The sequence below is a fragment of the Rhodococcus qingshengii JCM 15477 genome, assembly GCF_023221595.1.
Taxonomy (GTDB): Bacteria; Actinomycetota; Actinomycetes; order Mycobacteriales; family Mycobacteriaceae; genus Rhodococcus_F; species Rhodococcus_F qingshengii.
This window is the reverse complement of sequence record NZ_CP096563.1, coordinates 711,329-736,633: the sequence shown is the minus strand read 5'-3', so window position 1 is coordinate 736,633 and position 25,305 is coordinate 711,329. Positions and strand designations below refer to the sequence as shown.

At 63.3% G+C, this 25,305-nt stretch carries 21 protein-coding genes; 7 read left to right on the top strand and 14 right to left on the bottom strand.

Annotated elements, in window-relative coordinates:
- The 7 genes from M0639_RS03320 to dacB all read right to left on the bottom strand — a co-directional run bounded on the left by M0639_RS03320 (position 1) and on the right by dacB (position 9,864).
- Complete coding sequence (locus M0639_RS03320; protein WP_156525073.1) at positions 1 to 2,661, bottom strand: DUF7937 domain-containing protein; 2,661 nt, start codon at positions 2,659 to 2,661, stop codon at positions 1 to 3.
- Between the two features lie 46 nt (positions 2,662 to 2,707).
- On the bottom strand, positions 2,708 to 5,035 hold the full coding sequence (locus M0639_RS03315; protein WP_248671222.1) for an outer membrane protein assembly factor BamB family protein: 2,328 nt from the start codon (positions 5,033 to 5,035) through the stop codon (positions 2,708 to 2,710).
- 22 nt (positions 5,036 to 5,057) lie between these two features.
- Positions 5,058 to 5,723, bottom strand: a complete 666-nt coding sequence (locus M0639_RS03310) for a DUF4190 domain-containing protein (RefSeq protein ID WP_020968343.1) — start codon at positions 5,721 to 5,723, stop codon at positions 5,058 to 5,060.
- A 122-nt stretch (positions 5,724 to 5,845) separates the two neighbouring features.
- On the bottom strand, positions 5,846 to 6,400 hold the full coding sequence (gene hpt, locus M0639_RS03305; RefSeq protein WP_003941159.1) for a hypoxanthine phosphoribosyltransferase: 555 nt from the start codon (positions 6,398 to 6,400) through the stop codon (positions 5,846 to 5,848).
- 3 nt (positions 6,401 to 6,403) lie between these two features.
- Positions 6,404 to 7,381, bottom strand: coding sequence for a tRNA lysidine(34) synthetase TilS (tilS, locus tag M0639_RS03300; protein WP_064075733.1), 978 nt, complete (start codon positions 7,379 to 7,381; stop codon positions 6,404 to 6,406).
- Positions 7,382 to 8,455 (bottom strand): zinc-dependent metalloprotease, encoded by a 1,074-nt coding sequence (locus tag M0639_RS03295; RefSeq protein WP_047269664.1) that lies wholly within the window; start codon positions 8,453 to 8,455, stop codon positions 7,382 to 7,384.
- Positions 8,455 to 9,864, bottom strand: coding sequence for a D-alanyl-D-alanine carboxypeptidase/D-alanyl-D-alanine endopeptidase (dacB, locus tag M0639_RS03290; protein WP_058227233.1), 1,410 nt, complete (start codon positions 9,862 to 9,864; stop codon positions 8,455 to 8,457). Before dacB ends, M0639_RS03295 begins: the two co-directional genes overlap by 1 nt.
- Positions 9,865 to 9,967: 103 nt before the next feature.
- On the opposite strand from dacB, the gene M0639_RS03285 reads away from it, so the two are divergent.
- The gene (locus M0639_RS03285; protein ID WP_003941181.1) at positions 9,968 to 10,459 is read left to right on the top strand and encodes an inorganic diphosphatase; all 492 of its coding nucleotides are present in this window, start codon (positions 9,968 to 9,970) and stop codon (positions 10,457 to 10,459) included.
- A gap of 106 nt (positions 10,460 to 10,565) precedes the next feature.
- On the opposite strand, the gene M0639_RS03280 is transcribed toward M0639_RS03285, so the two are convergent.
- The 3 genes from M0639_RS03280 to M0639_RS03270 form a co-directional block, all read right to left on the bottom strand.
- Positions 10,566 to 11,396 (bottom strand): crotonase/enoyl-CoA hydratase family protein, encoded by an 831-nt coding sequence (locus M0639_RS03280; RefSeq protein WP_007727023.1) that lies wholly within the window; start codon positions 11,394 to 11,396, stop codon positions 10,566 to 10,568.
- A 46-nt stretch (positions 11,397 to 11,442) separates the two neighbouring features.
- Positions 11,443 to 11,649 (bottom strand): hypothetical protein, encoded by a 207-nt coding sequence (locus tag M0639_RS03275; RefSeq protein WP_124568973.1) that lies wholly within the window; start codon positions 11,647 to 11,649, stop codon positions 11,443 to 11,445.
- A 133-nt stretch (positions 11,650 to 11,782) separates the two neighbouring features.
- Complete coding sequence (locus tag M0639_RS03270; RefSeq protein ID WP_231915144.1) at positions 11,783 to 13,312, bottom strand: LCP family protein; 1,530 nt, start codon at positions 13,310 to 13,312, stop codon at positions 11,783 to 11,785.
- Positions 13,313 to 13,434: 122 nt separating this feature from the next.
- Here M0639_RS03270 and M0639_RS03265 point away from each other — a divergent pair, with 122 nt between their 5' ends.
- The 5 genes from M0639_RS03265 (at position 13,435) to M0639_RS03245 (ending at position 19,625) form a co-directional block, all read left to right on the top strand.
- Positions 13,435 to 14,253 (top strand): polysaccharide deacetylase family protein, encoded by an 819-nt coding sequence (locus M0639_RS03265; RefSeq protein ID WP_064075731.1) that lies wholly within the window; start codon positions 13,435 to 13,437, stop codon positions 14,251 to 14,253.
- 4 nt (positions 14,254 to 14,257) lie between these two features.
- Positions 14,258 to 16,237 (top strand): amino acid permease, encoded by a 1,980-nt coding sequence (locus tag M0639_RS03260; protein WP_082893349.1) that lies wholly within the window; start codon positions 14,258 to 14,260, stop codon positions 16,235 to 16,237.
- A 433-nt stretch (positions 16,238 to 16,670) separates the two neighbouring features.
- Positions 16,671 to 17,093, top strand: coding sequence for a hypothetical protein (locus M0639_RS03255; RefSeq protein WP_228232423.1), 423 nt, complete (start codon positions 16,671 to 16,673; stop codon positions 17,091 to 17,093).
- 142 nt (positions 17,094 to 17,235) lie between these two features.
- A complete protein-coding gene (locus tag M0639_RS03250) occupies positions 17,236 to 17,835 on the top strand; it encodes a TetR/AcrR family transcriptional regulator (protein ID WP_064075730.1) in 600 nt (199 codons plus the stop codon).
- Complete coding sequence (locus M0639_RS03245) at positions 17,832 to 19,625, top strand: alpha/beta fold hydrolase (protein ID WP_064075729.1); 1,794 nt, start codon at positions 17,832 to 17,834, stop codon at positions 19,623 to 19,625. The genes M0639_RS03250 and M0639_RS03245 overlap by 4 nt, the downstream gene beginning before the upstream one ends.
- Positions 19,626 to 20,570: 945 nt before the next feature.
- Here M0639_RS03245 and M0639_RS03240 read toward each other — a convergent pair.
- The 3 genes from M0639_RS03240 to istA form a co-directional block, all read right to left on the bottom strand.
- Positions 20,571 to 20,987 (bottom strand): hypothetical protein, encoded by a 417-nt coding sequence (locus M0639_RS03240; RefSeq protein WP_156525124.1) that lies wholly within the window; start codon positions 20,985 to 20,987, stop codon positions 20,571 to 20,573.
- Between the two features lie 120 nt (positions 20,988 to 21,107).
- Complete coding sequence (istB, locus tag M0639_RS03235; RefSeq protein ID WP_183591811.1) at positions 21,108 to 21,902, bottom strand: IS21-like element helper ATPase IstB; 795 nt, start codon at positions 21,900 to 21,902, stop codon at positions 21,108 to 21,110.
- Complete coding sequence (gene istA, locus M0639_RS03230) at positions 21,899 to 23,443, bottom strand: IS21 family transposase (protein WP_064075337.1); 1,545 nt, start codon at positions 23,441 to 23,443, stop codon at positions 21,899 to 21,901. The genes istB and istA overlap by 4 nt, the downstream gene beginning before the upstream one ends.
- 748 nt (positions 23,444 to 24,191) lie before the next feature.
- Here istA and M0639_RS03225 point away from each other — a divergent pair.
- Positions 24,192 to 24,713 (top strand): 2-oxo-4-hydroxy-4-carboxy-5-ureidoimidazoline decarboxylase, encoded by a 522-nt coding sequence (locus M0639_RS03225; RefSeq protein ID WP_003941084.1) that lies wholly within the window; start codon positions 24,192 to 24,194, stop codon positions 24,711 to 24,713.
- Between the two features lie 56 nt (positions 24,714 to 24,769).
- Here the strand turns inward: M0639_RS03225 and M0639_RS03220 are convergent, their stop codons facing one another.
- Entirely contained in the window at positions 24,770 to 25,225 is a 456-nt protein-coding gene (locus tag M0639_RS03220) for a tellurite resistance TerB family protein (protein WP_003941110.1), read from the bottom strand.
- Positions 25,226 to 25,305: the final 80 nt, after the last annotated feature.

The following is a 25,305-nucleotide window of genomic DNA, read 5'->3' as shown; positions in this document are numbered from 1 at the left end:
TCACTGCCTGGTGACCACGACGACGGCATCAGCCATCCGATCGTGGAAGCCGCGTACGTCCCGTGCGCTACTGATCGAAACGATGATCGCGATCGAAATAGCGACTGTTACCAGAGAACCGAGAATGCTCGCGACACTGCCCAACGACATCGAATTCAGCATGCCGACGAGCTCGTCACCACTACCGAGCATGGCCAACGCCGAAACAGCCGATCCGAGGTACATGGGGATCACGAATGCATTCCGTTTGAAGGACTGCGCCAGGGCCGGACGCGCACCTCCTACCGAGCGAACGCCTATTCCGAGGGCGAGTTTGCCCAGGGTTACCCCGAATGCCGACTCTCCCCATACGAAGTACACGATCGAACCGATCCCGATCAGCAGGCCAATCAGACCCGAACTTGTCCGGTAGGAATCGAAGTCGAATCCGTTTCCGAGCGTCGCGGTGGAGATCATTCCGCCGACGACCGACACAACTGCGAGAATGGCAAAATCGATGAACCGCGCGGCAACTCGTATCCCGGCTCCGGCCGGCCGAAACCCACCAGGCCGGAGTGGAACGCCGGTCGGCCCATACCCCGGGTCCGGTGGCGGCACGGCAAATTGCGGCACAGCCGATCGCGGTGCGAACGGTTGCACAATTTCGCCGCTGGAGCTGGACTCCGGTCCGCTCGAAATGAACGTCTCGGTCGCAGGTTCGGGTTCGGATCCGAGTAGACCGAATTGCCCGGCAGCCCTTCGGTCCAAAGCTGCATCCACAGCCGGATCACCCAGCGCTTCGAGCCACGTCACAAGATCGTCGTACGTCGACGGATTCGCAGCAATCGCCGGCCGCAACTCCGGCGAACTCGACGCAATCTCAAACAGCACCGCCGCCGGAGTCCGCGGATCTGCAGCCTCGAGAGCACGTCTCGAAGACTGCACGGGCACGGGCACCGGCGCAGGCACGGGCACGGGCACGGGCACACGGCCAGGTTCAGGTTCAGGTTCAGGTTCAGGTTCAGGTAGACCGAATTGCCCAGCAGCCCTTCGGTCCAACGCCACATCCACAGCCGGATCACCCAGCGCTTCGAGCCACGTCACAAGATCGTCGTACGTCGACGGATTCGCAGCAATCGCCGGCCGCAACTCCGGCGAACTCGACGCAATCTCAAACAGCACCGCCGCCGGAGTCCGCGGATCCGCAGCCTCGAGAGCACGCCCCGAAGGCCGAACGGGCTGTCCGAGATTCGGTACCGCAGCTGTAACCGTGGTGGCCGACGCGAACAGTTGCACCCCCGCATACAAATTCCGAACAGCCGGTGAGACTGTGAGAGCGAGAGCGACCAGAACCACCAGCATCGCCATGGCGAGATCGAATATCCATGCACTGTAATATATTTCGCCATACATGGCCGACTGCACCACGAGACGAGCGATCATCAGGACGAGCAAGCCGAGACAGACTCCGAGACCGACCTCGCGTGACGGGCGAGGGTCGAGCGAAAAATACCGAAGCGACAGTGATCTGACTCCGACAACGGCAAGAATCCCGAAGAGTATCGCGAGAACAGCGAGCACTAACGCATCTCCCCACGGCACGATGCCAAATTGCGTTGCTGCCATTGCGATCTGAGAGAATCCAACACCGAAGCTCCACACCGCGATCAACAGCATGCCGTTTCGTGCCGCTGCGAGCCAGACGTATCCGGGGTGCGTCCCGTCGCCGACGGACGCAACACCGAATGGAATGAATGTAATTGCGGCTGCGGCAATCAAGAACGTGATGCCGTAGTAGGGACTAGCCGTGACCGTGTGGAACAGCTCGACACTTGTGCCCTCGCTGATCGAGTGGAGTAATCCGGCTGCGAGGAGAGCGATGCCGAGCGCGGCGATGGTGAGGCGCCAGGACGCAAACCGTCTGGCGAGACCGACTGCCGCAACACCCACCACGACGATCGGAACGGCCGACGACACGAAGAGAACGATCAGGCTCTCGAATGTCTGCGGCCCGTCGTAATATCGGTAGCGACTGACGGAGACCAGGATGTAGATCAGCGCGAGTAGCGCCGAGGCCACTGACGACCCCCAAGCCACAAACACAAGCGGCTTCACCAACGCCAACCATCGCGGCGCGGTTCGAGGGTCGATGCGAATTTCGGCCGCGCGCGGTTGAGCTGCGAGCAGGGCGCCGGCAAGCCCGAACCACGCTCCAGCGCCAACCCCGTTGCCGGTGAAAATACTCGAACTCTCACTGAATCGGAACATTCCACGAATGACGTCGTAGACGACAAGACCCCCAACAGTGGCAATGAGGGGTCCGTTGGCCACCAGACGCAGCACACGTATCTGCCCGACATTCCAATTCGGCCCGAGCATTCCGAGTCGCGCCACGTACGGCAGTAACAGCGACGCCAGCGACAGCAGTGTCGGCAGAACCAGAAGCAGCACAAGAGCACTCGAACCGACGCGGGCTATTCCGACGGTCGCACTCCACGGTAAGAAGAGCGACACGAACAGCAGTGCCGCGGCTGTCCCGTCGCGGGTGTAGTCACCGATCCGAATATCCACGAACGCAGATCGCGTCGGTGAATAGCTCTGTGGCGGTGGATACATGCCGTGCGACTGGGGCGAACTGCTTATTGATGGTTCACCGGGTTGACGCGAGTTGTCTTCGGTCATTCGCCAAGCTCCTCAGATGTGGGAAGTGCGCCGAACGGGTCAGGCACTATCGCCGATATTTGGTGGTCCCCGACGAATCGCGATCGTTACTGACGATCTTGGCGAAGCATTGATCGTTGGCAATCCGCTTCGAATCGCACCACCCGTTGGCCGCATCCGCATCCGCAAACGTCAAGCCTGCGACGGTTATCCACCAACCCCGGAGATCGAAGGTCCGCCATTCGTCACTCCAGAGCAGACGCACCTCCGGATACATGAGACGAAGTTCGAGATGCTGTCGCAGGATCTGGGCAGCAGTCCAATGCACCTGAGCGCCATTGATATCCGCCGCATCGAGTCCGACCCGCTTGGAGGAGATCTGAGCCACCCACCTATTCGCGAGGTCACCGATCACAAAGGGGCGATCGGCGTCGGCCTGAGCCCGGAGGGCTTCGAGACTCGCAGATTCGACGTCGCCCGTTGTCGGCTGCGCGCTACGTGTGGGTCGGATCGGCGTATTGGTGTCACTTCGCGATGCCGGCCCGGATGTCAGGCTGGTATCACTCGTCCCGTCGTCCTCGCATTCGACGAGTTGAGCACCTGACGCTCTCGAATTGGTCAGACTCGAAGACTCACCGAGAGTGTTCGGCAGCCTCCAGAAGCTACCGAGGTCGTACAGGAACTCGCGATGGATCGAGTTCGTCGTGTTCGTCCCATCGGTTCGGGGAAGATAGATCGGCGCATCGGAGAAGTCGAACACCGCCGATGCAACGCTCTGGCCGGTGTCGGTGATCGATACACGAAGCGCGTCGGTGGAGACGATGTCTCCGCCGGGACATGATGCTTTCATTTCCATTAGAACGACGAGACCCTCTGCCTGCGTGCGGTATTCAACCGGCGTCAGGGTCGGTGTCCGGCCGCATTTCGTGACGTACTCGTTGCCTCCGTCGAATTCAGGGACAGCGGGCAGCCTGCCCGGTGCTCCTGACGGTCCGCCGGTCGGTGGGTAGTAGAGGAATCTGTCATTGGAGATCGAGGCGAGTCCGTCGTGGGCCTTCGACCAAGACCAGTGGTTGGTGTGGGAATCGAGGGACCAACTGACAGAGCCGTCGTCGAGTTCGACGGCGAGCACCCTGCCGTCGTTAGGATGGACGAGAATTCGCTCACCGTCCGAGACCGAGTAAGAGAAGTAGTCGCCGATCTTGGTCGACCACAACTGTTCCCCGGTGTCGATTCGGTAGGCCGAGAGCGTGTCCGAGTCGTTGCCCAACACGATGTCGCCGACGATCCGGCGTAGCGAGAAGTGGTCTCCGCCGATGACCGACCACAGCTCGGTGCCGTCGTTCATGTCGTAGGCACCGTGCGAGCCGATGTACGGACGAGATTTCGATGCCGAGACAAGCCACGGTGATGCCGGTGCGTCTTCGTCAACTCTAAATCTCTCGGCACCGTCACGGTCGGACACGATGCTGGAGTATCCGTCCGACGCAAATGGCATCGCACAGAGGACGCCGGCAAAACCTTGTCCTGGAAGTGCCTCGTAGCCACCCAGATTCGGATTCGAAAGCAGTGCGCCATCGACCGCGTTGAGCGCCGTAGATCCGATGCTCGAGTAATAGACGATGCCGTCGACGATCTCGAACGAATGCGAATCGCCGGATCCGACGCAGTCGGTTTCCGGTGGAGTTGTCGTTGTCCACGCCGCATCGAGGTCAGTGGGGGTTCCGCGCGAAATCACCAGCCCGGACTGGCTACCGCCGACAGTGAAGACCGCTCCGTCGGAAACCTCGACCAAGGTGGCCGTATCGGTGTCGACACTCGAACGAATCGCCCCCGAGTCGAGCGAGAAGGAAACGACTCGAGCTGTTCCACCAGGGTTCCTGACGACACAAGGTAGGGCTGCATCGATCGCGGTGGTCGCACACGACACCGTGCCGGCGACCGGCGTTTGCCACCGAATGGATCCGCTCTCGGCGTCGACTGCAACAAGTTGGGACTGCTGGCCCTGCTGTGGACCGACCGTAGTTATCAGAGTCTGTCCCACGTCGATGAATCTCGCCGTTCCATAGCTCGCACCGAGCGAATCCGGCCACAGAAATCTTCCGCCCGGCAGAACCTCGTCAACGTCCAACGACCACCCTGGCGTCGGCTGCGTCGGGTAAGTGTTGACCAGCTGGCCTGCCACCGGTCCATCGGTGTCTCCCGACCGGAGAATCGTGACAACGGTGACGGCGCCTGCGGCGAGGGCCGCGACGGCGGTAAGGGCTGCAACGGCAACAATCCATCCTCGGCCACGAGATCGAGAGGGCGGAGGATGTCCGGCAACCAGAGCCTGCGGTGGTGAAGGTGGGGGTGGTGGGGGAGGTGGGGGCGGGGGCGGGGGCGGCAACGTCATCGGTTGTGTCTCCCTCTGTCGATCATTCGTCCGCTAGGCAAAGCACTACGACAGGACTCTCTTTGCGAACCCAATCGGCGGTGCACGAAGATGTGGACGTGCCGCGGCTGACTACCCGGTGAGTGGCGCTGCTCGAGCTGCATGAGACCGGACTGACGTATGTCTCGCTGGTCCCGTCGCCCTTGTCTGCCCCGAGCCTTCGTACGACGCAGTCACCTACCGAGGCATTGGCGATGACCGACGCCGTGTCGCTTCCGCTGTACGTCGGCGCCACCGTCCGGGATGTGGTGGTCGCATACGTCGGATAAGTCGTACTCGACGATTCAGATGTGTAGTAGAGAGAAGACGCGCTGTCGTAGTCGTCGAACGCGCGGGTGACTGCATTGGCAATGAGAAACATCCACACGATCGACAGCACCAGAAGCGCGGTGAAGATGTAGCCGATGACCAGACCGGCGATTGCAAGTCCTCGCCCCTGCTCACCGGTTCGTTTGATCTGCGCGAGCGAAATGTGGCCGAGCACAATGCCGACCGGCGCCAGCACGAGCGCCCCGACCAGGGCGGCAATTGCGAGGCCGTTTGTGGTCGGAGGTTGGTACAGAACGCCCTGCGGTTGGGCACTCCAGTACTGCTGCTCCCCACCAGGCGGGGGCGGTGGTGGCGGTGGCGGTGGTGGCGGAAGGGTCACCGAATAAGCCGTCGATAGCGCATTCCGTGAATCTAGCGACGCCTCGGAGACCTGTCTGTCGTCCGTTCGGCGGACTGATGCAGAGGTGCCGAAATGTGAAGAGTTCTAACCGGCGAGCAGGCTCAGCCGCCGTAGACCTCGGGGTCCAGGGTGCCGATGTACGGCAGATCGCGGTACCGCTCGGCGTAGTCGAGGCCGTAACCTACGACGAACTCGTTGGGGATGTCGAAGCCCACGTCGCGGACGTCGACGTCGATCTTGACCGCGTCCGGCTTGCGGAGCAGAGTGACGACCTCGAGCGAAGCGGGATTACGTGTCTTGAGGTTGCGCATCAGCCACGACAGCGTGAGACCGGAGTCGATGATGTCCTCGACGATCAGCACGTGGCGACCGGCGATGTCCTTGTCGAGGTCCTTGAGGATGCGGACGACGCCCGAAGACGAGGTCGAGGATCCGTAGGAGCTCACGGCCATGAATTCCATCTGCGACGGGATCGGCAGCGCGCGGGCGAAGTCGGTCATGAAGAAGACCGCTCCCTTGAGGACGCCGATCAGCAGGAGATCCCCTTCGGGGGCGCCTGCCGGGTAACGCTTGGCGATGTCCTCAGCCAGTTCCGCCGTTCGTGCACGGATCTGTTCTTCGGAGATCAGTACCGATGCGATGTCGCCCTCGTACACGCGTCAAACCCTTCGTCGGTCTTCGAATCCGAGGATCAGCCTGCCACGTCGCCGGGCCGCCACCAACCTCGCCTCCGGTGTTCCGCCGCCGATCGCGACGCCGCCTTGCCCCCGCCAGTCGGTCACCAGGGCGTCGACTGCGCGTAACTGTTTGTCCGTCAATGCTTTTGCGCCGCCCTGCAGCAGCCAGGCGCGCAGAGCGCGTCGACGGATTGCGGTGGGCGCTTCGGCAAGTGTGTCCACTTCCACTTCCCCGTCGACAACAACCCGTAGGAGTAGGGCCTCGGCGTACTCGTCGAGCGCCTCACCGTCCTCACGCAACTGCGTCGCGGTTCGGGCCAATGCTTCGGGAACTCCCCCGCCGAGAATTTCTTCGAGCAGCGGCAACGCCTCGTGCCGCAGACGTACGCGAGTGAACTCGGGATTGTTGTTGTGCGGGTCCTCCCACGGCGTGATTTCCAGGTCGACGCAGGCCGCCCTGGTCACCGATCGCCGGATGCCGAGTAGCGGCCGTCCCCAGGGAGCGTCGAATGCCGTCATACCTTGAATCGATCGCCCACCGGACCCGCGGGAGAGTCCGAGAAGCACGGTCTCGGCCTGATCGTCGAGCGTGTGTCCGAGTAGAACCGGGAGGTCAGTTCTGGCGCCGCGCAGGGCGTTGTACCGAGCCTCACGCGCAGCGGCCTCGAGACTCCCACCTTCGGCTACGTCGACGGTCAGGACCGTCGCGGTCCGGCAACCCAGCGCCAGCGCCTGGTCTGCGGCCGAGCGTGCGACGGCATCGGAACCGACTTGCAGGCGATGGTCCACGATCAATGCGTCGACCGATCCGGTTTCCGCCACGGCTGCTGCGGTGAGCGCCAGCGAATCGGCTCCCCCGGACAGGGCGACGACCACGCGGCGTCGTGGCTCGAATGCGAGCGTCCACGCCCGCACGGCCTGTCGCAGCGCCAGGAGGGCGGGCGTCTCAGGCAGCAGCATCTAGCCGAGAACGCGCTTTACCCACGCGTCGGGATTGTCGATCTCGTCGAGCAACGGCAAGGTCTCGGGCCCGGTCCAGATGGTGTTGAACTGCTCCATGCCGACCTTGAGAACCACCGCGTCGACGAAGGCCTTGCCGCGCACGTACTGCGCCATCTTGGCGTCCATGCCGAGAAGCATCTTGATGATCCGCTGCACGGGGTTGGACTTGCGCTGCCGACGCTTGTCGAAGGCCGCGCGGATCGTTGCCACCGACGGCACCACGGCGGGGCCGACGGCGTCCATCACGTGGTCTGCATGCCCTTCGAGGAGGGTGCCGAGTACAAGCATCCGATCCAGCGCGTCACGCTGAGGTTCCGCCTGCGAGGCGCGCAGCAGGCCGATGATCCCGCCCGCCGTCGCACCGTCACTGGAGTCGGGTTCCTTCCGCGAGCGCAGCTCTGCAGCAAGGCGCCCGACAACGTCGGTCATCGACTCGTCCACCGTCGCACCGAGCGTTTCGACGGATTCCTTCATGTACTCCGCTAGCCACGGCGAGGACGAGAACTGAACCCGGTGCGTGACCTCGTGCAGGCAGACCCACAACCGGAAGTCACTCGGGTTCAGCCGAAGGGACCGTTCGACGGAGACGATGTTCGGTGTGACCAGAAGCAGGGTGCCGTGCTCGCCGGTGAACGGGTCGTACTGCCCGAGGATCGCCGAAGACAGGTACGCCAGCATTGCACCGGCCTGCAAGCCCGCCGGCTTTCCGACGATGAGATTGCCACTGCCGTCAGGGTCGGCGCCGGTGAGATGTGCCATCGACCGCGAGGCCGCCGTGATCCACCCGGCCCGGTCAAGCACGTCAGCAGCCGGGACCGGTAGACCGTCGGCCAGCCCGGTCACTTCACGAACCGGCAGTTCTGCGCGCTCGGACGCTTCGGCGAGTTCTGCGGTTGCCGTCTCGGCCGTGTAGCGAGACATCGCGGGGCCGCCGCGCGCCAGTTTTATCCCGGCTTTGGCGGCAAGACTCCAGTCGACGGCACCACCGAGCGGAGCCGAGGCTTCATCATCTTGTGGAGTCTTTTCGGCCACTATTGGCACCCGCAATTCCTCAATGCTCCGGCAATCGCGTCCAGGGCAGGACGGCTCACTTCTGGCGGCCGGTCATTGGACATCAGTGCGAAGGTGAGCACTCGCCCGTTCTGATCGACCACGAACCCTGACAACGCGCTGGCCGTTGAGAGAGTTCCCGTCTTGGCTCGCACCCAACCCGCACCGGTTCGGTTTCCGGACGCGTAGCGGTCGGACAAACTTCCTGTTCCGCCGGCCACCGGAAGGTAGTCCAGCAGCGGACGCAGTTTCGGATCACCGTCACCGGCCGCAGCCGTCATGACGCGATCGAGTACCTGAGCGGGAATGAGATCGTCGACGGACAGTCCGCTGGAATCGTGCAGCGATACACCGGTGTAGTCGAACCCGGCCGCCTGCAGGGTCTTGCCGGTCGCGTCGACTGCTCCGGTGAACGAGGCTTCGATTCCGGAGGCAATCGCGACCTCACGCCCGATGGTCTCGGCGAGCACGTTGTCGGAATGTTCCATCATCTGCAGCAGCCGGTCGCTCAGCGGCGCCGACTGCACGGTGGCGATCGGCTTGGCACCGGCAGGCGCCGCGCCGAGACTCACGTTGGCGGGATCGACACCGAGGGCCTGAGCGAGGACCTTGCCCGCGTCCAACGCGGGCGTTTCCGAACGCGGCGACTCGTCTTGAGTGCCGTCGTACCGACCACCTTCGATCATCACCGATTCGATCGGGGTGATGTAGCCGGCCGCGATGTCCGCGGGGAACCAGCCGGTGGCCATGTTGTCGCCCTTGAACAAGCTCGAGTCCACCACGACGCTGGTCACCGGCGTACCGGCAGCCTTGATCTGGTCGACGAGATCCGCGATGTGAGCAGCATTGGCGTAATACCCGCTCTGCCCCTTCGGCGTGGCCGTCAGCGTCGGGTCACCACCGCCGACCAGAACGACCTGCCCGGGGCTCGCTCCGGGAACCACCGTCGTGGACAGCCGGTGGTCGAGCGGCAACTTCAGCAGTGCCGCCGATGCGGTCAGCACCTTCGTCGTGGACGCAGGCGTCATCGGCGTCGACGGGTCTGCGCTCCACAGAATGTTTCCGGTGAGTGCATCAGCGACAACTCCGGTGAACTTCCCCAGATCCGGGTTGGCCACAGCCGGGCCGATCGCCGCGGCGATTCCCGCCGCGCTCGGGATCGGTGCGTCCGTCGGGACGGGCACCACCTGAGGTGACGGCGTCACGAGCGCAGGCTGCGGCGACGTAGTCACGGTCGCGCTGCCCGCGGTGTCGTTCGACGTACCGAGTTTCACGACGACAACTCCGGCGACGGCCAGTACAACCACTGCACCGACCGCCAGAAGGATGCGGAAGTTACGCCGTCGACTCTCTTCCAACGAGCCGATCTTCTTCTTTCCTTGGCCCGCCAACGCCCCTCCGTCTGTGCTCTGCCTACTGGGTGGTCAGGCAACCTTATCCTTGACCCGATATCCTTCCGACGAATCATTACCGACACGACAGCGAGGAATCGGCGTGGAGTTCGACGTCACCATCGAGATCCCCAAGGGTCAGCGCAACAAGTACGAGGTCGACCACGTAACCGGTCGCGTCAAACTCGATCGCTACCTCTACACAGCTTTCGGCTACCCGGCCGACTACGGCTTCATCGAAAACACCCTGGGTGAGGACGGCGATCCGCTCGACGCCATGGTCCTGCTCCCCGAGTCGGTCTTCCCCGGCGTCATCGTCGAGGCTCGCGCAGTCGCGATGTTCAAGATGGTCGACGAGGCCGGCGGAGACGACAAGGTCCTCTGCGTTCCGGCCGGTGACCCCCGCTGGGATCACATCCAGGATCTGGGTGACATCTCACAGTTCGAGCTCGATGCGATCAAGCACTTTTTCGTCCACTACAAGGACCTCGAGCCGAACAAGCACGTCGAGGCAGCCAACTGGGTCGGCCGCGCCGAGGCAGAGGCCGAGATCGAGGCTTCGATCAAGCGTCTCGCTGCCAACGGCGGTCACTGAGCTCGAGTTCTCAGGCCTAACGAAAATCCCCGCACATCGGAAGATGTGCGGGGATTTTTGTGCTGTTTTTACTCGCTCTTGCAGTTCCTACTCACCCTTGCAGTTCCTACTCACCCTGGAAGACTGGCGGGCGCTTCTGGAAGACGGCGGTGATGGCCTCGGTCAGATCCTGCGAAGGCAGGAACGCCGCGTTCCAGGCTGCGACGTAGCGAAGGCTGTCGTTCACGCTCGCGCTGCGGGTGTGATCGAGCACGTCCTTGATCCCGTGGACGACGAGCGGCGGGTTGAGCGCAATCTCCTTGGCGGTCGCGCGCGCCGCTGCCAGTACCGCGTCGGCATCTTCGAAAACGTCGTTGACGAGGCCGATCTTCTCGGCGCGCGCTGCGTCGATGTCCTTGCCGGTCAGAGCCAACTCACGCAGGTGTCCGTCGCCGATGATCGCGGGCAGACGCGCGAGGCTGCCCATGTCTGCGACGATCGCGACCTTGACCTCGCGGATGCTGAACTTGGCATCGGCACTTGCGTAGCGGATGTCCGCCGCCGTGATCAGGTCGACGCCGCCGCCGATGCACCAGCCCTGCACAGCTGCGACGACGGGCTTGCGGCAATCTGCGACGGCATTGATGCCCGACTGCATGCGCTTGATCATGTCGTGGAACTTGGTGCGCGGGCCTGCCTGAGCCTTGTCCGCGAGGACGGCACCGAATTCACCGCTCATCGCCGGCAGGTCCAGTCCGAACGAGAAGTGCTTGCCGGAACCGGCGATGACGATTGCACGCACCTCGGGGTCGGCGTCGAGGTCGGCGAAGATTTCGGGGAGTTCACTCCAGAAATCCGGCCCCATCGCGTTGCCCTTGCTCGGCCCGATCAGCGTCACCTGGGCGATGTTGTCTTCGCGCTCGACGGTGAACGCATTCCAGCTCTTCTGTTCAGTCATTACTCAAGAGTAACTAAAGGTCCGGCTCAGCCGAAGACCGCTGCCTTCATCCGAAAATTCCTGCCTCGTCAAGTACCAGTACGACGAGGGTGACGGCCATCAGGGCGAACATGATGAGCATCGCCATCCTGGCCGCCCGCTCACTGGTCGGTGGGAAAACGCGCTGCGCCGGATGCTCGGCCACGTACTCGGACAAGGACATGGTCCTGGCACGTGAGCGTGTCGGATTCTGTACCGCTGCTGTTGTAGCCATGTCGGTGATCCTTTCAACTACGCAATCTCAGTCAGGTACCCCAAAGGTGAAGTACCCGACTGAGTTCGACTTCTCCAATGTAGACCCGCAGATCGAAGAAGTCAGCGTGAGTTTGGTGCGAATTACCTGAGAGTCAGTCCACACAGGGAATGCCGCCATTCGCGTCGGCCCGGATGGGTGATCCCTGCGCTCCCGTATCGGGAACGGTGCCGGCGGATACCGACGAGTCCGACTGCGCCGGAGCGGCCGAGAACACGGTCTGCGCATTGTCCTCACCGATCAGTACAGACACTGATTCGGCCGCTGCCTGCTCGTTAGGCACTGCGGCCACGCCCAACTGCTCGGCCAGCGCCTCTGCGACGGCTTTGGCGCCGACTCCATAGCTGACCACCGACTTTGCCGTCGCAACTGCGGTGCTCACCTCTCCGACTTCGACTCCCGACGCTTTCGTCGCCGCTGCCAACGCGGCGCCCAACCCGTCCGTCGCGGTTCCGTTGCGGATGTCCACAACTTCGTTCCCGGTCGAGACAGCAGTGTCCATCGCAGGTGCAGATGCCGAGTCACCTCCCGCGAAGATCCGCGACACTTCACTACGCAGACGCGCCGGATCGACCATGTTGACGTCCTGGCCGTCGACGGTCTCGTATCCCTCGATGGGCAGGGTGTAGAAGTCGATGTTCCCACCTGCGAGAGCGCTTGCCTGAGAAGCGAATCGGACGGGATCCATGGCAGAATCGATCACCACGTCCTTCTTCACCACGTCGGTCAGTGCCGTCATCTTCGGAATGTTTCCGATGACGCCGGAGCCCTTCAAGTTGGCGATCACCGCGCTGATGAAAGCCTGCTGCCGGTGGGTGCGATCCAAGTCCCCGTTGTCCAGGCCGTGGCGTTGACGGACAAACGAAAGTGCCTGTGACGCATCGAGAGTCTGAACTCCGGCCGGGAAGTTGGCGCCCGAGAAGTCATCCTGCACCGGATTGTTGAGGCACACCTGAACGGGGCCGATAGCCGAGACGACGTCGTAGAAGCCCATCAGGTTCACTTCGGCAAAGTGATCGATCGGAACCTTGAGCAGATTCTGCACGGTGGTCAGTGTCGACCGTCTTCCGACTTCACGCGCTTGTTGTTCTCGTGCAGCAGGATCCGTCACACCGTCCGCTATGAGTTTGGCGTCCGCATCAGCCTTCGCCATTCCGTACGCTTCCTTGATCTTGGCCATTCCGTAGCCGGGTACCGCGACGTAGTCGTCGCGTGGGATCGCCACTGCACTGGCCTTGCCGCCATCGCCCGGAACATGGAGCAGGATAAGCGTGTTCGTGTTGTATCCACCCACATCACTGTCCCCCGCATGCAGCTTGTCGGTGACGAACTCGGCCGGCAGGTCGCTGCCGTCCATCGCTTTACGACTGTCGAGCCCGATCAACAAGATGTTGGTATCCCCGTCGAGCGAACTGCCGGCGTCGTCACCGAGGGCGGAGAGCGCGTCCGATCGATACAGCCCCGACGTGAGATCCGACTGCACGTACCAGCCGATTCCGACGCCCACCAGAATCGTCGTCGACAGGGACGCCGCCGCCAGCTTGCGCCCCACCGAGAGCGTCGACCGCTGCGGTTGACGCCTACGCCTGTGCCTGGTTGCCGAGTGTCGAGGTCGCGGTTCCACGGCCGACACGCTATCCACCGTTCCTGAGTAGAACCTGTCGATACCGGACACGGCTGGTCATTGGCTGAAAGAACGCTGAGAATGAAGTCCGAATTAGGCAAATCTGCTCTAGGCTCCGCCCTGTGGACCGCCGACGCTTCCTCAGTACCCTCGCAGCAGCAACTCTGACCGGAACCGCCGCGGTGACCATGGGAACCGCGTGTTCGTCACGTTCGGTCGGGACGGCAATCGCTGCAGCCGACGAACCAACCGACCCCGTCCCTGTCCCGGATCTCCCGCCTGCCTTGTTGCCGCCTCCACCGCCGTCTGCCCGGGTGCCGCTGCCCGCCGGCGGATCGTTGACCGCGTTACCCGGCGGTGGGGATCTGTTTGCCCTGACGGTTGACGACGGAGCCAGCTCCGAAGTCGTGCGCCTCTACACACAGTTCGCAAAAGACACCGGCATCCGTTTGACGTACTTCGTCAACGGGCAATACAACTCGTGGACCGAAAACGCCGGACTTCTCAGACCGCTGGTCGAGAGCGGACAAATTCAGCTCGGCAATCACACCTACTCGCACCCGGATCTGACGTCCGTGTCGAAGCAGCAGATCGCCGACGAGCTGACGAAGAACGGCACGTTCCTTCGCAACACCTACGGCGTGGACGCGGCGCCGTACTTTCGGCCGCCGTACGGAAGGCACAACGCGACAGTCGATTCCGTGGCCGCGAGCGTCGGCTACACCGTGCCCACCCTCTGGTACGGGTCGCTGTCGGATTCTTCGTTGATCACCGAGGAGTACATCCTCCAAATGGCGAACCAGTACTTCAATCCGGGGGCCATCGTGATCGGGCACCTCAACTATCTGCCCGTGACCCACGTGTATCCGCAACTGGTGGACCTAATCCGGAGCCGGAACCTGCGGACCGTCACGCTCAACGACGTCTATCTGAAGCCGTGACGCCGTGGTGACCGCAGCCGACAACGAGGTTCCGGCCGACAACACGGCTCCGTCTGTGAAACAACGCACCGAGTCCTGGCTGCTCGCGGACATCACCGAGGAACCAGCCGGACATCTGGGGCCACACCGGATGGCGCCGAAGAAGGAGAAGCGCCACCCGTGGTGGAAGGTGATGTGTCTGACGGGTGTCGATTACTTCTCCACTCTCGGTTACCAACCCGGTATCGCGGCACTGGCGGCCGGCACGTTGGCTCCCATCGCGACAGTCGTATTGATCCTGCTGACACTCTTCGGCGCTCTACCGGTCTACCGGCGAGTGGCTCGCGAGAGTCCGCATGGCGAGGGTTCGATCGCCATGCTCGAGAAGCTGCTGCCCAAGTGGCGCGGCAAGATCTTCGTTCTCGTGCTTCTCGGCTTCGCAGCCACCGATTTCCTCATCACCATGACGCTCTCGGCTGCCGATGCCACGGCGCACCTCGTCGAGAACCCTTTTGCTCCAACCTTTCTCTCCGGACACACCGTCGCCGTCACCCTGGTTCTGCTCGCGCTCCTCGCTGCGGTCTTCCTCCGCGGATTCACCGAAGCGATCGGTATCGCTGTCGGATTGGTCGCCGTCTACCTCGCCTTGAACGTGGTGGTCATCTCCGTAGGTCTGTGGCACATCGCGACCGCGCCGTCGTTGGTCACCGACTGGACGCGCGCCATGACCACCGAGCACGGAAACCCGGCGATGATGATCCTGATCGCGCTGATCGTCTTCCCGAAGTTGGCTCTCGGTCTGTCCGGCTTCGAAACCGGCGTCGCGGTCATGCCGCAGATCAAGGGCGATCCGCACGACACCGAACAGAATCCACGTGGCCGCATCAAAGGTGCGCGGCGCCTGCTCACCACGGCGGCGCTGATCATGAGCGGATTCCTGCTGACGTCGAGCCTGGTCACCACCATCCTGATCCCAGAAAACGAGTTCCAACCCGGAGGCGCTGCCAACGGTCGCGCGCTTGCCTTTCTCGCCCACGACTATCTGGGTGAGATCTTCGGAACCGTCTACGATCTCAGCACGATCCTGATCCTTTGGTTTGCCGGTGCGTCGGCAATGGCAGGGTTGCTCAATCTTGTTCCGAGGTATCTCCCCCGCTACGGCATGGCGCCGTCGTGGGCCCGCGCCGTGCGTCCGCTGGTCCTCGTGTTCAGCGTCATCGCCATCACTGTCACGATCTACTTCGACGCCGGTGTCGACGCTCAGAGTTCCGCGTACGCAACCGGTGTCCTCGTGCTCATCTCGTCGGCGACCGTCGCCGTTGCCCTGTCCGCTCGTAAGCACGGTCAGCGAAAACTGTTCGTAGGGTTCAGTTTTGTTGCAGTTTTGTTCGTCTACACGACGATCGCGAACATCTTCGAACGTCCAGACGGTGTGAAAGTGGCGTCGTTCTTCATCGCCGCGATCATGGTGGTGTCCTTCCTTTCCCGGATCTCGCGAGCCTTCGAACTTCGGGCAACCTCCGTCGAACTCGACGAGACTGCGCTGCAATTCATCGCCGAGGCAGCCGAGAAGGGTTACCTCGCGATGGTGGCGCACGACGTCGACCGTCTCGACGAGGACGAGTATCGGCAGAAGGAATCGCAGCAGCGCGCCGAAAGCAACATCCCCGAAGGCGAGTCGATCATCTTCATCGAGGTAAACGTCACGGACTCCTCCGAATTCAGCACCGACCTCCTCGTCCACGGCCGACAGCGCGGTGAGCACCGGATTCTGTGGGTCGACAGCCCGGCCGTCCCCAACACCATTGCGGCGGTTCTCCTGCGGACGAGGGACATCACCGGCGTGATTCCCGACGTCTACTTCGAGTGGACGGAGGGAAACCCGATCATGTACCTGCTCCGCTTCCTGTTCATCGGTGAAGGCGAAACAGCTCCCGTGACCCGTGAGGTCCTCCGCCGCGCCGAACCCGACCAGTCCCGCCGGCCACACGTCCACGTCGGTTGACGCCCACTCCCACAACCGCTCACAAGCCCGCTCGCGATTGCTGTCGAACATCGCTGCATCCAGGGCTGTGGTGGCCGAGGTGGCGGGCGACCAATGCGGGCGCGATGGTGAGGGGCGTCGTTCGTCATGGCGACCTTCCATTCGCGTCTGGGGGCCAATCTCGGTCCCCTTCATGGATTTCGCCTTCTGACAACGGAAATTGCACCGGCAAGAGGGACTGGCGTGCAACTGGTGAGCGAAAAGTCTGTCCGCACGCGCGAGTGCAGATTGAAAGGCCTTTCGACCCGCAGGTGGACGGGACGATGCGACGGAGATCGAGAATGACCGCGACATGCAATCGCGATCAGAGCGAAGCTCCAGGCCGAGATTCCGGCGCCGCTGTGATGGAGGGGTCAGGATGTTCGGTTGGAAAAAGAAGCGCAACGATTCAAAGATGACGCTCGACGATGTGATGTCGAAGCTCAGGCCTGACCTGAGTCGGGAATCACTCGGCGTCGGACCCGACTTTCCGGGCGTCGCCCCGAACCCGCTCATGAGCAGTGATGCACGCAAGCGCAATGCGGAACTGCGGACGGGGGTGCTTGCGCTCGGCGTTCTCGTCGACTGGCGGGAGGTCAACAGCAATCCACGCGTGGTCCTGATGTTCGACGTGGAGACCTCCGACGGCATCTTGTTCCGCGGTATCGCAGACGAAGACCTCACGATCACCGAGCTGACACGACTCGCCCCAGGACAGACGTTGCCCGTGCGCTACCGGCCGGCCGTCATGGACCACTACGTCGCCCTTGCCCGGGACGCGGACGCCGCCCACGTTCAGCAGCTCTCCGACGAGATCGCGACCCGCAAGCGGACCTGACCCGAAGCCTTGGCCGGATCCTAGGTCGCCGGCACTCCGATGATGGCGTCGGCGGTCACACGCATGTCGATCACGACGAGACTGGTTGGTAGATGCATTCTCTCGGTTGAAAATAATATGTAGACCGGTCTATTGTTGACTCATGGCATCCAAAGGAGACCTGACAAGGGCACGGCTCGCAGAATCCATGCTCGAGCTCATCCAGACCAGCGGCTACAGCGGCACGGGCCTGAACGCCGTGATCGAACACGCCGCAGCGCCGAAAGGGTCGATCTACTTCCACTTCCCCGACGGGAAGGAAGGCCTGGGCGTCGCAGCGATTGAGCTCGCCACGAAGGCATTCGGGACGCTGATTGCAGAGGCCGCGATTTCCCGGGTCGATGCGGCCGAGGCCGCACGCGCCGCGATCGAGGCCCTGACGACCATCGTCAGCGAGAGCAACTTCCGGCGGGGTTGCCCGGTCTCTGTCGTCACCCTGGAGATGGGCGCGGAGAACGAGCGTCTGCGGCAGGCGTGCGCCGCTGCCTTTGAGTCGTGGATCGCCCTGACAACCGCGTTTCTCGAGGCCAGCGGCGTTCTCCCCGACGAGGCCCGATCCCTGGCGACCGTTGTTGTGTCGACGATCGAGGGGGCGGTCATCGTCTCTCGCGCTACGCAGAACACGCAACCCCTGATTTCGGCCGCTGACATCGTTGCGGAGCTCATCAACCAGCGCTGCCAGACCGTTGGCGGAACGCGATGACTCCACGCGACGTCTCCCGTCACGCCCTGGTCTTCGGGGCCTCAGGTCTGGTCGGTCGGCACCTCGTCCTGACTCTCGCCGAGGCTGGTACGAACGTCACGGCGGCAGTTCGGACCGCCGAGTCCGGGGCCCGTGTCGAGCGATGGGTCAGAGAGCATGGCCTGACGCGGAGCATCAGCACGACGATCGTCGACTTCGACGCTCCTGAAATCGTCGCGGGTGGCCCATCGGCGTTCCCTTTCATCACAGAGATCCACAACTGCGCCGGGTCCTACCGATTCGGAATGACCGCCCAGGAGGCACGCAGCGCGAACGTCGGCATCGTCGAGAAGCTGATCGACTTCGCCAAGGACCTCCCCAACCTGCAGCGCGTGATCCACGTGTCGGGCTACCGCGTCGGCGGACAAGACCCCACAACGGTTCCATGGCCCGACGATCACCGCACCGCGGTTTACAAGGACCTTGGCGCCTACGAAGCGTCAAAAGTGGAATCCGACGCAATCTTCCAGGCCCGAGCCCTCAAGCACGGAGTTCCCTGGACCATTGTCAATCCGTCCAGCGTGATCGGCGACAGCGCCACCGGGGAATCCGACCAGCACATCGGGCTGGCCAGCACAGTCGAGCAGATTTGGAACGGCACCGCAGCAGCGTTGCCTGGAAACGAATCGACGTTTCTCCCGATCGTCACGGTCGACTATCTGGCGGCCTTCATGACGGCAGCTGCGGTCGATCCCGCTGCTGAGGGCATGGCCTACTGGGTTCTCCACGACGACACCCCACCGCTAGCGGACCTGCTCACACACGTCGGTCGGCATCTCGGTGCGAAGGTCCCGCGGGTCAGGATTCCGATCGGCGTCATCAAGCGGCTCCCGCAGCAGATCACCAAGGCCGATCCCGAGACCCTCACCTTCATGTCCGCCGACCGCTATCCGACAGAGTCCGCCGTCGAGTTCGCCGACAGACACGGGATCCTGATGCCCGACGTGCTGGTGTCCCTCGAACGGTGGGCCGACTACCTGGCAGCGCATCGGTTTGGTGCCGTCATGTCCGCCGACCGTCGATTCGTCGACGTCGGCGGCCTGAGGACATTTGAGCTCGGCGTACCAGGATCGAGTCGGGTGATTCTTCCCGGCTTGCCCGTGAACGCGGACACGTGGGCAGAGGTAGCTGCCGGCATCGAGGGGCGGGTCGTCGACTTGCCCGGGCTCGGCCTCAGTAGCGGGGCCGGCGTTCAGGACTGGGATGAGTGGCTGCCGGCGGTAGTAGCTGGTGAACCTGCTGACCTCGTCGGCCACTCCATCGGTGCGGCTGCTGCAGTAGTTGCGGCTGACCGGTTCCCGGCGCAGGTGAAGTCCCTCACGTTGATCGCACCGTTCTTCCTCCAGGCCCCGATGGGTGCCTCGGCCAGACTGAAGCCGCTCGTACGCGCCTACTTGCGACACGCAGACCCGGCACGGCTCTCACGCAAACTGACCGGATCAGAAGCGAGCGCGGATTCTCTCGTTTCCAGTCTCAGTGACCTCGAGCGAAGCAGTTCCAAGAGCGTGGCCGAGCATCTCGCCCGTGCGGGATCGAAGCGGTGGCGTGCTGAACTCCAAGAAGCGCTTAGGCGATTCAGTGGCCCGGTCCGCATCATCACAGGAAGCAAAGACCCAATCGACCCCGCCGCGGTTGCGCAGCTCGAGTCACTTCCGAACATCAAGCTGATCTCGCTGCCGGGTGCCGGGCACCATCCGCAACTAACCCATACCGATGCTCTCGTCGATCTGCTCGAGGGATCGCTCGCATGACATAGACGCCTGCGGTTTCAGCAGCTGACAGAGATACGGGCATCCAATCTGTAGCTGGCCAGTCTGTCGGTGACCATCACACTCAGCACAACTCCAGTCCTTTGAGCAGTCGACGTAAGAGCTTCATGGCTGCCGAAGTGTTCACCAGGGCGTCAGTAAAACTGCGTTCGGCTTGAGCTCGCATGGAGTCACCTAGGAGAGCGCTATCCGCCATTCCCACGGCAATGGAAGCCACCGAATCCCACCCCAGCAATCATCTGAAGCCTCCTCGAATGCGTTGTTGCTCCGGATCAGTGACAACCGGGGAGGTCGACGGGCCGTGCAGTATTCGAATCGCGCAGTGTTCCTTCACTTCAATTGCAACGGAGGGGAGCGTTGAGTGGCTCGAGGCCGCATAACCGGAACCCGATACGAGTAGCGAGGCAACATGATCGGCGGGGCCGGCGCTGCAGCTTCGAGGGTGCCCGCCGCGAGCCTGGTGAGCAACACCCCATCGCCGACGGCATCAACCTAGTCGGCATCAGGCGGGTCCTCGAACTCGAGGACAGCACCGCAGCACTACGCCGCGACAACGCGCAAACAACACTGAAATCCGCACAGCCAGAAGGACACACCGCACAGTAAGGACCACCGCCATGGAAAACGACCGCGTACCCGCAGCCGTCGACGCGACACCCGACGCCGACTACATCGAACAATCAATACCCGTCGTCCAGGACGAAAACCTCTGAGTGAGTCACGGCACCTCATGGAGAGTTCGCCGTTCACACACCAAACGGCGCAGATAAACCGTGGAAGATCGTGACGTCTACGAGCTACTTCCGAGGCAGCGAGCGCTTGCGTCGCCCCACAAAAAGAATCGCCGAGCTACTTGCGTTCGAATGGCGTAGCTGCGAGGACGGTTACGTGAAATTCCGGTTTCCCTGCCACCGCCGCCATACGGACTCACATGTTCAACGTCCCCACATCACTACGCCCCTTCCGTCGAGCCGGCCACGCCCGAACTGCCTTCCGCCCGGAGAAAACCGCCAACGCTCCCGTCACCAATGACAGCGAACTGCTCAAAGCCACGATCAGCGTCGGACTCGATCCGACCAAGTGACCACTCGAACCCCGCCACAACCTGACCGTCTGCCCCACAGCGTATTCGTGCGCGCTGGAGCACTCGACGAACGATTCGATGTGGTCCACCTCCTCCTGCGCCCATCCCACCGTATAGGTGCGCGGATGCACACAACGGCCCAGCGTGGCACCGTCCTCCACGTCCAGCACCCTCGCTTCGACAGCAGGACCCATACCACCGGAGATCGACTGCACAGCAATGCTGAACGTCACCACCGCGCAGATGAGTGCTGCTGTCAAGGGACAGTAGGAACTGCCCAGGGGCGGTCGTGAGACCTGCCCGCTGACGGTCACGAGAACTGCCCGGTGGTGGCCATGGGATCTGCCCAGTGGGCTTGCGGCCACCACCGACCAGAGCACTCAGCTCAAGGGACTCACCCCTCGGCCGGCGAGTGCCTGGGTAAGTCGCACGGAGTCTCCGCTGGTCTGGCACACGTGGGCGTGGTGCAGTAGCCGGTCGACGGTGGCGGTCGCCAGCGTCTTGGGCATCAGCTCGTCGAACCCGGACGGGTGCAGGTTCGAGCTGATCGCGACCGACCGCTTCTCGTAGGCGGCGTCGACGAGCCGGTAGAGCCCCTCGGCGGCATCCTGGGCGACCGGCAACAGGCCGATGTCGTCGACGACAACGAGATCGGCGCGCAGCACACGGGCGATGGCCTTGGACACCGTGTCGTCGGCACGATGGCGGCGCAGCAGGACCCCGAGGTCTTCCAGGGTGAACCAGGCGACCTTCAACCCGGCCTCGACGGCTTGGTGACCGAGTGCCTCCAGTAGGAACGTCTTCCCGGTCCCCGACGGCCCGCACACGACGAGGTTTTCCCGACGGTGGACCCATTCCAGGGTGCGGAGTGCCTGCTGGGTCGGTGCCGGGATCGAGGATGCCTCGGGCTGCCACGCATCGAACGTCTTCCCGGTCGGGAACCCCGCAGCCGCCCTGCGGGTGGCCAGTGCGGAGCGTTCCCTTCCGGCGACCTCCTCGGCGAACAGAGCCTTGAGCACCTCGGCGGGCTCCCAGCGTTGGGCCTTCGCGGTCGCGACGACCTCCGGTGCGTGGCGACGGATGTGGGGCAGCCGAAGCCGCCGCAAGAGGTCCTCCAACTCGGCCGGCAACGGCGGCGCGGACGCCATCGATGGTGTGGTGGTCTTGGTCGTCATCGGGTCACCTCGTTCCCCTCGCGGCTGTCGTGCTGGCTGTCGTGCTGGCCGAGACGTGCCCATCCGGCGGTGCCCTGGGTCAGCGACCGTTCTTCGCCGGCACGGTGCTCGCCAACAGCGGGTTGCCGGGCGTGGTGGTCGAGGATCGAGGACAGATCGGCCTCGGCGAACCGGCCGTGGACGGCGGCGTGGCCGAGTGCCCAGTCGACCTCGACGGGGTCGAACAGCTTGGCCAGGCTGAGGGCTTCGGCCATCTTGACCCTCATCCGCGGCGTGCCCGCCGCAGCGGCCTCGACCAGCCACAGGCGGGCGCCCTCGCCCAGGTCGAGGAACTCGGCTTCCGCTGGGTTCTTCGCTCGCGGCTGCCGGTTCAACGGACCTTCCGGCTGCGGTGGGAAGTGCTCGTCGTTGATCCTCGGCGTGCCCGGCGTCGCGCGCGCGTGGCGGGCGACCTCGGCGGGTCCGTCCTCGCCGACGTGAACGATGACGACCTCCTCGCCGTCGCCGAGTCCTTGGGCACGAACCCACACCGTGGCGCCGAGCAGGGTGTGTGGCACCGAGTACTGGCCGGACTCGAACATCACCATCGGCGTGTTGCCCGGCACTACCCGGGTGGTGCCGAACGCGACTGTGTGCGGCTGTGTCGGGACCGGGTGTAGCCGTGTCCGCTCTTCGGCCAACATCTCGACCGGTGGCCGCTTCGTGGTCCGGTGAGCCCGGGTGTTGACCTTCTGACAGAACGCCTCACACGCCTCCTCGAGCTCGCTAAACGACGCGTACTCCTCACGCAGGTTGGTGTCCTTGGGCACCAGGTCGGCCTTGCTGATCTTCACCGACGACTCGGTGCCGCCCTTGGACGCCGGATCCGCCGGCACACAGGTGTGGACCACGACCGAGTAGTGCTCGGCGAAGGTGACGAGCTGTCCGTTGCGGACCGGGATCCCGGCGATGTGCTCGGTCGTGACGGTCTTCTCGTTGTCGGTCAGCACGTAGGTCGGCACCCCACCCAACCGGCGGAAGGTCTGGTCCAGCGCGGCGAACACGGACGGCATGGTCTTATCGCGCAGCGCGATCACGACCCGGAACCGCGACCACGCCAGCCACGCCACGAACAGAACCGTCTTGACGCCGTCGACGACAGGTCCGTCGCCGTAGTCGTACTGCAGCCACATCCCCGGCTCGGTGACCCAGGGCCGGTGGACCCGCACATGTCCTGACCGGTATGACTTCTTCACCGATGCGACCGCACGACGGGTGGTGCGCTCCGAACCCTTGTAGCCCATCGCGAGCAGCTTCTCGTGCGCTCTGTCGGCACGGACCTTGCCCTTGGACCGCTCGACCCACTCCTCGACCTTGGGCAGGTACTCATCGATCAACTGCGGCCGAGTCACGGCCTTGTCCAGCTCACCCCCGGCAGCACGGCGGTCCACGTAGTGCTTGACCGTGTGGTGCGAGCATCCGGCCAGCTCGCCGGCATCACGCAACGACCCTGTCAGGTCGTAGGCATCCAGGATTTCCATGATCTCCTCGGCAGACTTCAAGTTGTCCCTCCTCAGGGCGACGGGCGCTTCAGCACCGCCGATCGCACCTGAGGAGGGGCCTCAACCGTCGGAGCCGGTGAGGCAGACGACGTCGTGTCGGGCAGATCCCATGACCGCCACCGGGCAGGTTTCATGTCCGCCAGCGGGCAGTTTCGTGGCCGTCTCCGGGCAGAATTTCATGGCCGCCGACATGCTGCCAGAGCAAGTATCGACAATGCGGCGACGATCCACATCCCCCTCCGCTCGCCCACCGTATCCACCCTCGACCTCATAGATTCTTGATATGACATCTACGGCCCGATACAAAATCGAGCCAACCGCGAACTCGCGCGGAGCCTCCACGACTGCCAGCGAACGAGACACACTCCCGGCCCATTGCAGGGGCCGACGCCGAGAGCCTCAAACGAGAGCCGACCCTGTCAAGCCGCTGGTCGCCTTTCGGAGACGGCGGGATCGCCAACCGATCTCCGTGAAGTTGCATCAGACGCAACGTTGATTGGCCTCTTTTCGGGACAGATTGCTCGCCATCTCCTGTAGTCATCGGCGCCCGGGTGAGTCGGCTTCGTCAGCGAACCTTGTCGGGTGGAGATCGTGTCGGTCAGCTCGTTACGCCGCGTTAAGAACCTGAAAACTCGGTGAGCAAACCTTCCTTTCCCAGGTGAAGCAGTGAATTATCGATATGGTCGCGCATCTGGTTACCGCGCGGCATGTCGAGCGCGCCTGAAGGCACAACGGGCCGGGAGGTCACATGCTGCTACATCAATCGATCGGGTTGGAGCGCTTCAACGAACTACCGCGGCAGAAGGCGGTTCACGCATTGTTCGAGTGCTGCTGCTCGCTGACGTGGGCCGGGTGGGTCAGCGACGGACGTCCGTTCGCCGACCACGCGGAGATCCTCTCGCGCGCCGAGGACGCGATTCTCAACCTCTCGGACGTCGACGTCGAACGCGCCCTGCAATGCCATCCACCGGTCGGCGTCCGTAGGAACAGCGTGCCGTCCCACCTCGAGCAATGCTCGATCTGGGTTCCGGACGACGCCGTCATGGCAACCATCTATCGCGCCGGCGAGGAGTACGAGCGGAACTTCGGCTTCCGGTATCTGTGGTGTTCGCACGGCCACGACGCCGACGACCTGCTCGAAAACATCGGCCAGCGCATGTCCAACGAACGGTCCGTCGAGCGCAAGGTCTGCGTCGACGAGCTCGCCAAGATCACGCGGACGAGGATCGAGCGCATGCTGGGACCCGAGGACGGTTATCCCGAGTACTGAAAAGAAGAGCGGGTGCAGCGCTTTCGCGCCGCACCCGCTTTCATGCTCTGAATCGATCAGAGATCGAACTCGGCCGGAGAGATTCCGACTGCAAAACACATGTCGCGTACGACGCCGCGCTCGTGCTCGTCGAAGTTGCCGTCCGCGCCGCCGATGATGATGCCGATCTGGATGACCGCGCGGGCCTGATCCTGCTTCGACTTGAGCTTGGCGATGGTCGCGGTTGCCTCGACCTTGCCGAACTCGTAGTCCGAGGACAGCTTGCTGCAGTACCAGTCGAACTGCTCACGAAGCTCGTCCGGCGGGAAGACCGCGAGCGACTCGTTGCTCATGATCAGCGCGGCGGTCTTCTGACGCTCCGACGGATCGATCGAACCGTCTGCGGCGGCGATCAACGCGCACATTGCCATGCTCGCGTTCTTGAATTCCTTGTTCTGGAACTGGCTGGTCTTTGTCTTGAGCTGGCCGTTCATCTCCTGAGCCTTAGCCTTCAACTGATCCCAGAATGCCATGAGTCTCCTCGAGTATTGCCGCCACACACCGCGCGTGGTCGTACCACCACTCTGCCTGTGCGCTCGGCAATCCGCCATCG